11 protein-coding genes are annotated in these 12330 nt (G+C 68.1%); 9 read left to right on the top strand and 2 right to left on the bottom strand.

Annotated features, from left to right (window positions below; translation table 11 throughout):
* Window positions 1-117: 117 nt before the first annotated feature.
* Window positions 118-1050: a helix-turn-helix transcriptional regulator gene (locus AC1D2E_RS07620; RefSeq protein ID WP_478196833.1), complete on the bottom strand. Its 933-nt coding sequence runs from the start codon at window positions 1048-1050 to the stop codon at window positions 118-120.
* A gap of 160 nt (window positions 1051-1210) precedes the next feature.
* On the opposite strand from AC1D2E_RS07620, the gene AC1D2E_RS07615 reads away from it, so the two are divergent.
* The 9 genes from AC1D2E_RS07615 to AC1D2E_RS07575 all read left to right on the top strand — a co-directional run bounded on the left by AC1D2E_RS07615 (window position 1211) and on the right by AC1D2E_RS07575 (window position 10877).
* Complete coding sequence (locus AC1D2E_RS07615) at window positions 1211-1675, top strand: 4-hydroxylaminobenzoate lyase (RefSeq protein ID WP_478196832.1); 465 nt, start codon at window positions 1211-1213, stop codon at window positions 1673-1675.
* Window positions 1676-1796: 121 nt separating this feature from the next.
* Entirely contained in the window at window positions 1797-3350 is a 1554-nt protein-coding gene (locus AC1D2E_RS07610; protein ID WP_478196831.1) for a 3,4-dehydroadipyl-CoA semialdehyde dehydrogenase, read from the top strand.
* A gap of 38 nt (window positions 3351-3388) precedes the next feature.
* The gene (locus AC1D2E_RS07605) at window positions 3389-4951 is read left to right on the top strand and encodes a benzoate-CoA ligase family protein (RefSeq protein ID WP_478196830.1); all 1563 of its coding nucleotides are present in this window, start codon (window positions 3389-3391) and stop codon (window positions 4949-4951) included.
* Window positions 4952-5030: 79 nt separating this feature from the next.
* Window positions 5031-5831 (top strand): alpha/beta fold hydrolase, encoded by an 801-nt coding sequence (locus AC1D2E_RS07600; protein ID WP_478196829.1) that lies wholly within the window; start codon window positions 5031-5033, stop codon window positions 5829-5831.
* Between the two features lie 109 nt (window positions 5832-5940).
* Window positions 5941-7107, top strand: a complete 1167-nt coding sequence (locus tag AC1D2E_RS07595) for an ABC transporter substrate-binding protein (RefSeq protein WP_478196828.1) — start codon at window positions 5941-5943, stop codon at window positions 7105-7107.
* A 138-nt stretch (window positions 7108-7245) separates the two neighbouring features.
* On the top strand, window positions 7246-8118 hold the full coding sequence (locus tag AC1D2E_RS07590; protein ID WP_478196827.1) for a branched-chain amino acid ABC transporter permease: 873 nt from the start codon (window positions 7246-7248) through the stop codon (window positions 8116-8118).
* 150 nt (window positions 8119-8268) lie between these two features.
* On the top strand, window positions 8269-9222 hold the full coding sequence (locus AC1D2E_RS07585; protein WP_478196826.1) for a branched-chain amino acid ABC transporter permease: 954 nt from the start codon (window positions 8269-8271) through the stop codon (window positions 9220-9222).
* 55 nt (window positions 9223-9277) lie between these two features.
* A complete protein-coding gene (locus tag AC1D2E_RS07580; protein ID WP_478196825.1) occupies window positions 9278-10024 on the top strand; it encodes an ABC transporter ATP-binding protein in 747 nt (248 codons plus the stop codon).
* A gap of 151 nt (window positions 10025-10175) precedes the next feature.
* On the top strand, window positions 10176-10877 hold the full coding sequence (locus tag AC1D2E_RS07575; RefSeq protein ID WP_478196824.1) for an ABC transporter ATP-binding protein: 702 nt from the start codon (window positions 10176-10178) through the stop codon (window positions 10875-10877).
* 34 nt (window positions 10878-10911) lie between these two features.
* On the opposite strand, the gene AC1D2E_RS07570 is transcribed toward AC1D2E_RS07575, so the two are convergent.
* The gene (locus tag AC1D2E_RS07570) at window positions 10912-12315 is read right to left on the bottom strand and encodes an FAD-dependent oxidoreductase (RefSeq protein WP_478196823.1); all 1404 of its coding nucleotides are present in this window, start codon (window positions 12313-12315) and stop codon (window positions 10912-10914) included.
* Between the last annotated feature and the right edge of the window lie 15 nt (window positions 12316-12330).

The raw sequence follows: 12330 nt of genomic DNA, 5'->3' as shown, positions 1-12330 counted from the left end.
GTGCATTTGTCGATCGCCAGAACATGCATCATGCTGCATGTTCTGGCGCGCGTCAACCCTCGAATGACTTTTTTACAGGCCGCGTCCGAGCACCGGCCGGCGCCTCCTGGGGGCCGCTCAGCCGGAATGGCGCATGGTTTCGCGCACGGCGCTGCGCAAGCGTTCGAAGCTGCGCGCCAGGTCTTGCCCACCGGTGTCGACGCTGATATCGGCCTTCGAATAGAACGCGGCCCGGCCGCTCAGGATGCGCCGCAGGTCGTCCATGGCTTCCTTGCTGGCCGCCATCGGGCGCGTGTCGCCCTGGGCGGCAACGCGGCCCATGTGTTCTTCGGGCGCGGCCTGCAGCCAGACCGTGGTGCAGTGGGCCAGCAGCTGGTTGAAGGTGGCCGGGTCGGAGACGATGCCGCCCGGCGTGGCGATCACCACCTCGCCGTAGATCTGCACTGTTTCCTCGAGCGCCCGGCGCTCGTAGCGGCGGTAGGCGTTGGTGCCGTAGAGGTCGTGGATCTCGCGCACGCTGCAGCCGGCGACCTTCTCGATCTCGCGGCTCAGCTCGATGAAGGGCATCTCCAGGTCGTCGGCCAGCATCTGGCCGAGGGTGGACTTGCCGGCGCCGCGCAGCCCGATCAGCGCGATCCGCCGATGCCGCGCCGGGTCGCCCGCCGCGGTGCCGAGCAGTTCGCCGAGCGCGACGCGGGCCCGGCGCAGGTCGGCCTCGCTGCGGTTCTCGAGCAGTTCGCGGATCAGCAGCCATTCGGGCGAAATGGTCGTGACGTCGCCGACCAGCTCGGCCAGCGAGCACTGGAGCGCGGTCGCGACCTGCTGCAGCACCAGGATCGAGGCGTTGCCGATCCCGTATTCGAGATTCGCCAGGTGCCGCTCCGACACGTCGGCCGCCAGTGCCACCGCCTTGCGCGTGAGGCCGCGGCGCGCGCGCAGGTTGCGCACGCGCTCGCCGAGGGCCGCCAGCAAAGGGTTCTTCGCCTCCTCGGGCGGCGCGGGGACTTCGGGAGAGGCGGACAGCACCGCCTCCTCAGCTCGCTGGTTCATGACTCGCTTTCGCTCGGCCGGCAGTTCGGCTAAGGGTTAACACCTGTACATGCATTATATTGCTTGACACCTTTGTGGTCGGTGCTTATGGTTCATGCACAGGCAAGATACTGCACGCAGCCGATTGCCGCAAGTTCAACTCCCACGCATGAACACTTCCATGTCCAAAGACAGCTTCCACCAACTCGTCGCCGAGCTCACGGGCCAGATTGCCGGCCGCCCGCTCGACCAGGACCTCGACCGCTGGCTCAACAGCCAGCACGGCGCCGGCAGCACGCGCTTCGAGCAGCTCAAGCAGGCCTGCATCGACGGCGTCGCCGAAGGCTGGCTGTGCGATCGCGAAGGCGGCGGCATCCGCTATGGACGCGTCTTCAAGGCCGAGGACGCGCTCGGCCGATTCTCGGTCGACGTGGTCGACATGCGCGACATCGCCGGCCCGCACCACACGCATCCGAACGGCGAGATCGATTTGATCATGCCGCTGGAAGGCGACGCGACCTTCGATGGCCGGCCGGCCGGCTGGTGCGTCTATCCGCCCGGGAGCGCCCATCACCCCACCGTCGCGCAAGGCCGCGCGCTGGTTCTCTACCTGCTGCCCGAAGGGCAAATCCAGTTCAGTAAATGACGCACACCCCCAGGTTGGCTCACTGCGTGTAGCCGCCCACCCCCTTGCAGGGGGCAACACCAGCGGCCCGGCAAAGCCGGTTCCGCGGTGTTTCCCGAACAGACGATTGGAACCATCCGAAATGACTGAACTACTTCCCAACTACGTCGCCGGCCGCTGGCAGGCCGGCAGCGGCGCCGGCACGGCGCTCGTCGACCCGGTGCTCGGCACCGAACTGGCACGGGTCGACGCCACCGGGCTCGACCTGAACAGCGCCTTCCGCTTTGCACGAGAAACCGGCGGCGCCGCGTTGCGTGCCCTCACCTACCGCGAGCGCGCTGTACTGCTGGCCGCGATCGTCAAGGTGCTGCAGACCCACCGCGACGCCTATTACGAGATCGCCACGGCCAATTCGGGCACCGTGAAGAACGACTCGGCGGTCGACATCGACGGCGCGATCTTCACGCTCGGCCAGTACGCCAAGTGGGGCGATGCGCTCGGCGACGTGCGCGCGCTGCGCGACGGCGACGCCGCCAAGCTCGGCAAGGAGCCGGTCTTCCTGTCGCAGCACCTGCAGGTGCCGACGCGCGGCGTGGCGCTGTTCATCAACGCCTTCAACTTTCCGTCCTGGGGTCTCTGGGAAAAGGCCGCACCGGCGCTGCTCTCGGGCGTGCCGGTGATCGTCAAGCCCGCCACCTCCACCGCCTGGCTCACGCAGCGCATGGTGCGCGACGTGGTCGAGGCCGGCGTGTTGCCGGCCGGCGCGCTGTCGGTGATCTGCGGCAGCTCGTCTGGCCTGATGGACCAGCTCGAGCCCTTCGACGTCGTTTCGTTCACAGGCTCGGCCGAGACCGGCGCCGTGATCCGCTCGCACCCGGCGGTGGCGCAGCGCTCGGTGCGCGTGAACATCGAGGCCGACAGCCTGAACTCGGCCCTGCTGCTGCCCGACGCCACGACCGGCAGCGAGGCTTTCAGCCTGCTGGTGCGCGAGGTGGTGCGCGAGATGACCGTGAAGTCGGGCCAGAAATGCACCGCGATCCGGCGCATCCTGGTGCCCGCCGCGCTCTACGACGCCGCGGCCGAAGCGCTTGGCACGAAGCTGGCCGGCGTCACGGTCGGCAATCCGCGCAATGAGAGCGTGCGCATGGGCTCGCTGGTCAGTCGCGCCCAACTCGTCGCGGTGCGCGAAGGGCTGGAACAGCTCAAGGCGCAGGCCGACGTGCTGCACGACGGCAGCGCCCGGGCACTGGTCGATGCCGATCCGGCGATCGCGGCCTGCATCGGCCCGGTGCTGCTGGGCGCGCGCGATGCCGACGCGGCGGGCCTGGTGCACGACATCGAGGTCTTCGGCCCGGTCGCCACGCTGCTGCCGTACCGCGATCTCGACCACGCGGTGGCGCTGGCCCACCGCGGCCAGGGCTCGCTGGTGACCTCGCTCTATGGCGCGGACGATGCGGCGCTCGGCCAGGCCGCGGTACGGCTCGCCGCCAGCCATGGCCGGGTGCACGTGATCACGCCCGAGGTGGCGCAGGCGCAGACCGGCCACGGCAACGTGATGCCGATGTCGATGCACGGCGGCCCGGGGCGCGCCGGCGGCGGCGCCGAACTCGGCGGCCTGCGGGCGCTGGACTTCTATCACCGCCGCAGCGCGGTGCAGGCCAGCCCCGCGGTGCTGGCGCAGCTCGGCCTCCAGTAGGCCGCCTGCCGACAAGATGGGACCCGAGGAGACACACGATGAACCTGCCTGACACCTTCAACTTCGCCGAACACCTGTTCGCGCTGAACCGCGGCCGCGCCACCAAGGCGGCCTACATCGACGACCGCGGCGCACTCGGCTACGGCCAGCTCGAGGACCGCGCGCGCCGCCTCGCCGCCGCCCTGCTCGCCAGCGGCGTGCGGCGCGAGGACCGCGTGCTGCTGCTGATGCTCGACAGCAGCGACTGGCCGGTCGGCTTCCTCGGCAGCCTCTATGCCGGCGTCGTGCCGGTGGCGGTCAACACGCTGCTCACGGCCGACGACTACGCCTACATGCTCGCCCACAGCGGCGCCACCGCGGCGCTGGTGTCGGGCGCGCTGCTGCCGGTGCTGCAGGAGGCCATGGCGAAGTGCTCGAAGGGACCGAACCCGGTGCGCGCCCTGTTCGTCTCGCAGCCCACCGGCGCGCTGCCTGACGGCGCGCAGAACTTCGACTCGGCCATCGCCGCCAGCGAGCCGCTCGCGGCACCCGCCGCCACCACGCCCCAGGACCACGCCTTCTGGCTCTACTCCTCGGGCTCCACCGGCAAGCCCAAGGGCACGGTCCATACCCACGCCAACCCCTGGTGGACCGCCGAGCTCTACGGCAAGCCGGTGCTGGGCCTGACCGAAGACGACGTCTGCTTCTCGGCCGCCAAGATGTACTTCGCCTACGGCCTCGGCAACGCGCTGACCTTCCCGCTGTCGGTCGGCGCCACCGTGCTGCTGATGGCCGAGCGGCCGACGCCCGACGCCACCTTCAAGCGCTGGACCGGCCAGACAGGCCTCAAGCCGACCGTGTTCTTCGGCGCGCCCACCGGCTTTGCCGGCATGCTGGCCTCGCCCCACCTGCCGGCGCGCGAAGCGGTGGCGCTGCGCATGTGCTCCTCCGCCGGCGAGGCGCTGCCGGGCGAGATCGCGCAGCGTTTCAAGGCCCACTTCGGCTGCGAGATCGTCGACGGCATCGGCTCGACCGAGATGCTCCACATCTTTCTCTCGAACCGGCCCGGTGACATCCGCTACGGCACCACCGGCAAGCCGGTCGAGGGCTACGAGATCGAGCTGCGCGGCGAGGACGGCCAGCCGGTCGGGGTCGGCGAGGTCGGCGACCTCTACATCAAGGGTCCCAGCACGGCCATCATGTACTGGGGCAATCCGGAAAAGAGCGCCGAGACCTTCCGCGACGGCTGGACCAAGAGCGGCGACAAGTACTCGCGAGACGCCGACGGCTACTACACCTATGCCGGGCGCAGCGACGACATGCTCAAGGTCAGCGGCATCTACGTCTCGCCCTTCGAGGTCGAGGCCACGCTGATGCAGCATCCGGCCGTGCTCGAGGCGGCGGTGATCGGCAAGGAAGACGCCGACGGGCTGACCAAGACCAAGGCCTACGTGGTGCTGAAGGACGGCCGCTCGGCCACCGACGAAGAGCTCAAGGCCTTCGTGAAGGAACGCCTGGCGCCCTACAAGTACCCGCGCTTCATCGAGTTCGTGGATGAACTGCCGAAGACGGCCACCGGCAAGATCCAGCGCTTCCGTCTTCGCGAGCGGGAGCAGAAATGACCCCCACGTTCGGCACTTCGTGTCCTCTCTGCCCCCCGAGGGGGCGCGTTTCGCCTTGGGGCGGCCCGGCGGCGAAACCATGAGCACCGACTCCGAATTCGCCGCCATCCAATGGCGAGGCAAGGAGGTGCGCGTCGAGTACGCGCTGATCGCCCCCGAGCGCAGCGACGCCCCGCTGGTCGTCTTCCTGCACGAAGGCCTCGGCTCGATCGCGATGTGGAAGGACTTCCCCGAGCGCCTGTGCGCGGCCGGCGGCTTCCGCGGGCTGGTGTTCTCGCGCCCCGGCTACGGCCGCTCGACGCCGCGCGACGCCGACGAGACCTGGGACGTCGACTTCATGCACCGCCAGGCGCACGAGGTGCTGCCGGCCTTCTTCGACGCCATCGGCCTCGAAGAAAAACCCTGGCTGTTCGGCCACAGCGACGGTGGCTCGATCTCGCTGCTCTACGCCGCCGAGTTCCCCGAGCGCGTGGCCGGGCTGGTGGCGATGGCACCGCACATCCTGGTCGAGGACGTGACGGTCGCCAACATCGAGATGGCGCGCCAGGCCTACCTGGAGACCGACCTGCGCCAGAAGCTCGGCCGCTACCACGACGACGTCGACTCGGCCTTCTGGGGCTGGAACCGGATCTGGCTGCACCCGCCCTTCCGGCAATGGAACATCGAGCCCGAGCTCGACGGCATCCGCTGCCCGGTGCTCGCGATCCAGGGCGTCGACGACGAGTACGGCACACTGCGGCAGATTCGCGGCATCGCCGAGCACGTGCCGCAGACCCGGTTGGTGGAGATCCCGGACTGCGGGCATTCCCCGCATCGCGATCAGCCCGAAACAGCGATAGTGGCGACCGTTTCATTCATCAAGTCAGAAAGCTCCTCTTGACCTGCCGGCTCGCACGCGCGACGAACCGGCAGCCCTGGGGGAAACTCTTACTTGAGTCATGAATAGTTTAGCTGTAAAGTAATTTCAATCAACCGAAGGAGAGCTTCCCATGAGCCACCGCGTCGCACGCACCACACTCACAGCCCTGGCGCTGGCGTGTATCGCCACCCTGGGCCATGCCCAGCAGGGCAAGCTGAAGGTGGGCCTGATGCTGCCGTTCAGCGGCACCTATGCCGCGCTCGGCGTCGCCATCGAGAACGGCTTCAAGCTGCGCATCGAGGAACAGGGCGGCAAACTCGGCGGCCGCGAGATCGAGTTCGTCAAGGTCGACGACGAGTCGGACCCGGCCAAGGCCACCGACAACGTCAACAAGCTGATCAAGCGCGACAACGTCGACGTCATCGTCGGCACGGTGCATTCGGGCGTGGCGATGGCGATGGCCAAGGCGGCCAAGGAAAGCGGCACCGTGCTGATCGTGCCGAACGCCGGCGCCGACGCCGTCACGGGCCCGATGTGCGCGCAGAACATCTTCCGCAGCTCGTTCTCGAACTGGCAGCCGGCCTACGCCATGGGCGAGGTGGCGGGCAAGCAGGGCAAGAAGAAGGCGATGACCATCACCTGGAAGTACGCGGCCGGCGACGAGTCGGTGGCCGGCTTCAAGGAAGGCTTCGAGAAGGCCGGCGGCAAGGTGGACAAGCAGCTCACCGTGCCGTTCCCGAACGTCGAGTTCCAGGCCCTGCTGACCGAGATCGCGGCGGCCAAGCCGGACGTGGTGTACTCCTTCTTCGCCGGCGGCGGGGCGGTCAAGTTCGTCAAGGACTACGCGGCGGCCGGCCTCCACAAGACCATCCCGCTGGTCGGCCCGGGCTTCCTGACCGACGGCACGCTCGAAGCGCAGGGCGAAGCCGCCCAGGGCATGCTGACCACGCTGCACTACGCCGACGGCCTGAACACGCCGCGCGACACCGCCTTCCGCACCGCCTACGCCAAGTCCTTCAAGCTGCAGCCCGACGTGTATGCGGTGCAGGGCTACGACGCGGCCCAGATGCTGGCGATCGGCCTCGCCGCGGTCAAGGGCGACATCAGCAAGAAGGCCGAGTTCGCCGGTGCCATCGAGAAGGCGAAGATCGACAGCCCGCGCGGCGCCTTCACGATCAGCAAGGCGCACAACCCGGTGCAGGACTTCTACCTGCGCAAGGTCGAGGGCAACGAGAACAAGATGGTGAGCATCGCCGTCAAGAACCTCTCCGACCCGGCCCGCGGCTGCAAGATGTAACTCCCCCCCAGGTTGGGCTCACTGCGTGTAGCCCGCCCACCCCCTGCCGGGGGCAATGCCAGCGGCCCGGCGAAGCCGGTTCCGCGGCATTCCACGAAAAACCCGGCCTTCAACGACCCCCTTACCAAGAATCTGCTTGTGGACTTCGGTACCTTTCTCGTTCAGTGCCTGAACTCCGTGCAGTACGGGCTGCTGCTGTTCCTGGTGGCTTCCGGCCTGACGCTGATCTTCGGCATCATGGGCGTGATCAACCTGGCGCACGGCAGCTTCTACATGCTGGGCGCCTACATGGCCTTCGCGCTGTCGCCGCTGTTCGGCGACCAGTTCATCGTGATGCTGGCGGCCGGCGTGGTGCTGGCCGCGGTGTTCGGCTACGTGCTCGAGTGGGCCTTCTTCAGCTACCTCTACCAGCGCGACCACCTGCAGCAGGTGCTGATGACCTACGGCCTGATCCTGGTGTTCGAGGAACTGCGCTCGCTGCTGGTCGGCAACGACGTCCACGGCGTCAAGGCGCCGCCCTGGCTCGAGGGCAGCTTCGCGCTCGGCGACCTCATGAGCTACCCGTGGTACCGGCTCTTCGCCTCGGCGGCCTGCGTGTTGCTGGCGGTGGGCCTGTACTTCGTGGTCAACCGCACGCGGCTGGGCATGATGATCCGCGCCGGCGCCAGCAACCGCGACATGGTGCGCGGGCTCGGCATCGACATCCGCCGGCTCTACCGCATCGTGTTCGCGGCCGGCGTGGCGCTGGCCGCGCTGGCCGGCATGATCGCGGCGCCGATGTCCTCGGTCTACCCGGGCATGGGCGCGAGCGTGCTGATCATCTGCTTCGTGGTGGTGGTGATCGGCGGCATCGGCTCGATCACCGGTGCGCTGGTGGCCTCGCTGCTGGTCGGCTTCGTCGACACCTTCGGCAAGGTCTTCTTCGCCGAGCTGAGCGGAATGGGCGTGTACGTGCTGATGGCGATCGTGCTGATCTGGCGCCCCGAGGGACTGATGGGACGCAAGACTTGACATGAAACACCACCCCCGAAGCGCCTGCGGCGCCTCCCCCTCCAGGGGGCGACGCCAGTGGCCCGGCAAAGCCGGTTCCACGGCATCCCCCGTATTGACTGCGCCGGTTTCACGCGTCGCGGAAGGCGCCACGCGCCATGGGCCACTGAGATGAAGAAACTGAACCACTGGCTCCCCGTGCTCTGCGCGATCGCGCTGGCACTGCTCGGCTCGATGCTGAGCCCCTACATGTCCGACCTGGTCGTCAAGGTGATGATCCTGTCGATCTTCGCGCTGAGCCTCGAACTGCTGGTCGGCATGACCGGGCTCGTGAGCCTGGGCCATGCGGCCTTCTACGGCATCGGCGCCTATGCCACGGTGCTCGGCTCCGGCAAGGAGGGCGGCTCGATCGCGCTGCTGCTGCCGCTGGCCATGGGCTCGGCCGCGGCCTACGCGCTGGCCGTCGGCGCCTTGAGCCTGCGCACCCGCGGCGTCTACTTCATCATGGTCACGCTGGCCTTCGCGCAGATGGCCTTCTTCGTCTTCCACGACACCGCGCTCGGCGGCGGCAGCGACGGCATCTACATGTACATCCGACCGGCCCTGGGCGCGCTGGACATGGAGAACCGCTACACGCAGTTCTACTTCGTGCTGGCCGCGCTGGCGGCGACCTACGGCCTGCTGGCGCTGATCCGGCGCTCGCGCTTCGGCGCCGCGCTGGCCGGCATCCGCGTCAACGAGCAGCGCATGCGCGCGGCCGGCTTCCCGGTCTACGGCTACAAGCTGGCGGCTTTCGTGATCGCCGGCGCGCTGGCCGGGCTGGCGGGCTTCCTGGTCGCCTCGCGCGACGGCGTCGTCAACCCCGAACTGCTGGCCTGGCACAACTCCGGCGAAGTGCTGCTCATGATCATCCTCGGCGGCCTGGGCCACCTGCGCGGCGCGGTGATCGGCGCGGTGGCGTTCACGCTGCTGAAGGAACTGCTCTCCACCCATGCGCTGGTCGGCCCGATGGCGGACCACTGGCAGCTGACGCTGGGGCTGGCGATCATCGCCTTCGTCGCGCTGCTGCCCAAGGGCATCATCGGCATCACGGCGCGGCTGTCGCCGAAGGGAGCTGCATCATGAGCCGCCGGGCCGCTCCCAAGGCGAATACCGCAGCGCATCGCGCGGAGGTTTCCGAATGAGCACATTGCTGGCAGTCGAAACCTTGACGCGCCGCTTCGGCGGCCTGGTCGCAGTCAATGCGGTCACGCTCGACCTGCGCCGCGGCGAGGTGCATGCGGTGATCGGCACCAACGGCGCCGGCAAGTCGACCTTGATCAACATGCTGTCGGGCGAGATCGATGCGTCCGACGGCCGCATCACGCTCGACGGCGAGGACATCACGACGCGGGCCCAGTTCCGCCGCGCGCTGGCCGGTGTCGGGCGCAGCTACCAGCGCACCACGATCTTCCCGGAGTTCACGGTGCTGGAGAACTGCCGCCTGGCGGCGCAGGCCGCGACGCCGCGGCCGTGGGCCATCTGGCAGTCCTCGCGGCAGTGCGCGGCGAGCAATGCCGCAGCCCATGAGGCATTGGCGGCGGCCGGCCTCGACGGCGTGGCGGAACGCATCGCCGGCACCTTGAGCCACGGCGCCAAGCGCCAGCTCGAGGTTGCGATGTGCCTGGCGACCAAGCCGCGCGTGCTGCTGCTCGACGAGCCGCTGGCCGGGATGGGCGCAGAAGAAACCGAGCGCATGCTGGGCCTGCTCGCGAACCTCAAGGCACAGCACGCGATCCTGCTGGTGGAGCACGACATGGACGCGGTGTTCCGCATCGCCGACCGCATCACGGTGATGGTCAACGGTACGGTGATCGCAACCGGCGATCCGGCGTCGATCCGGACCAATCCCGAGGTGCGAACTGCCTACCTGGGCGAGGATCATTGAGATATGAAACACCCCCGAAGCGCCTGCGGCGCCGCCCCCTCAAGGGGGCGATACCAGCGGCCCGGCAAAGCCGGTTCCGCGGTATCCCTGGCATTGGGCTGTGCCGGTTTCATGCGTCGCGGATCACGCGGTCACAAGGTGGAAAACTGAGATGCTGAAGATCGAAGGCCTGAACACCTACTACGGCGACAGCCACATCCTGCGCGGCGTCGACGTCGAGATCCCGGCCGCGACCTCGGTCGGCCTGCTGGGCCGCAACGGCATGGGCAAGACCACGCTGATCCGTTCGCTGATGGGCTACGTGCGGCCGGCCTCCGGCCACGTGAAGCTCGACGGCCAGGAGGTCACCGGCTGGACGCCCGAGAAGATGGCCCGGCGCGGCATCGGCTACGTGCCCGAGGGCCGAGGCATCTTCCCGAACCTGTCGGTGCGCGAGAACCTCGTGATGAGCGCGCGCGCCGGCATCGACGGCAAGCGCGACTGGACCTACGACCGCGTGATGGCGACCTTTCCCCGGCTGACCGAGCGGCTCTCGCATGGTGGCCAGCAGCTGTCGGGCGGCGAGCAGCAGATGCTGTCGATCGGCCGTGCGCTGATGACCAACCCGCGGCTGATGATCCTCGACGAGGCGACCGAAGGGCTGGCGCCGCTGATCGTGGCCGAGATCTGGCGCGTGATCGCCGACATCCGCTCGACCGGCATCGCGACGCTGATCGTCGACCGCGACTGGCGCAAGGTGCTCGCGCACACCGACCGCGCGGTGGTGATGGAGAAGGGGAAGATCGTGCGGCACGGGCCGTCCGCCGATCTCGTCGCCGAACCGGCCGTGCTCGAGGAACTGCTCGGCGTTTGACGCGCCACGATGCGCGTCCTTCGCGCGCCACGGCTCAGTTCACGACGTTCATGGGTGCGACGTCCTCCGACGATCCGCGTCCCAGGAAGGCACCTTGATCCTCGATCTTCCGTTGCAGCAGCTTGATGTCGATGTCATGGACGGACACGCCACCTGACACTGCCAGCGCGGCCGCCGTGCCGGCAGCCTGGCCCATCGCGAAACAAGCACCGGTCACCCGAGCGGCGGACTGCCCGTCGTGGGTCATCGACGCGCAACGACCCGCTACCAGCAAGTTGTCGACACCACCCGCAGTCGACCGGCGAGGCAGCAGCATCCGATAGGGCAGCTGGTTGTAGCCGCGCGACTCAGGGATAGGGGGCCACATCCACTTCACGTCGCCGGCGACATGCATTTCCAGCGGCCAGCCGTTGACCCCAATGGTGTCTTCGAAGTCCACGCACCCGAGCACGTCGTCAGCTGTGAGCATGTATTCGCCGACCAGTCGACGGGTTTCCCGGATGCCGAGCTGGGGTGCAATGTCCAGGGCATAGGCGTTCTCGAAACCCGGGACCTTTGCACGGAGGAACTTCAGATACTCGACGATCTGCCGGCGACCCTCGATCTCTCCTTCGCTGAGCGCGCTTGCGTCGGTGCCATCGATCGCCTTGCCGTCCGGCATCTTCAACTGAGTGACATTGGCGCGCCATTCGTAGGGGTGCTTCTGCGGACGGACGATGGCGCCGCGGCGGGGAAACTTGAACTCGCCTTCCGCTTCGGCCTTGTCCATCAACGCCGGGATACGTGTCCATGCGTCTCCTGCGCGTTCCGCGTCCACGTTCCCGACCCGGAACAGGAGCGTGGGATACAGCATGTGGCCATCCTCGTCGCCCTTTTCGGTGGGCACGCCCGCCCAATGCGCGATGTCCGCATCACCCGAGCAATCGATGAAGCACTGCGCGCGCACGGCAAGGCGCCCGGACTTGGTCTCCAGCACCACGGAGTCGATTCGGCCGTCCGGCGTCCTGATCACAGCTGCGGCCAGAGCGTGGAACAGGATCTGTACGCCAGCAGCCGCAAGCGCCCCATCGGCCGCACATTTGAAGGCGGACATGTCATACGCTTGCGCCAGGATCTTGCCGAATATCAGGTGGGGCTCGCTGAGACCGTCCAGGTCGCGCATTCGCCGGAGCACGTCATCCGCGAAGCCGTGGACCACCTGCTTCATCGCGCCGAACACGTTCGCGTGGAGTCCGCAAAAGTTTGTCACGCCCGCCGCGGTGCCCATGCCGCCCATGAAGCCGTATCGCTCGGTCAGCAGCACCTTGGCACCGTTGCGCGCCGCGGTGGAAGCGGCGGCCATTCCTGCGGGGCCCCCGCCCAATACGACGACGTCGTACTCGCCGAATAGGGGAACGTCGCGCGCCGGTTCGGCAACGGAGTTGGCTTGTGTGTTCATGTTCGTCTGCTTCCA

This window comes from Variovorax sp. P1_H2, from assembly GCF_056405295.1.
This window is presented reverse-complemented; position numbering and strand designations above follow the sequence as displayed.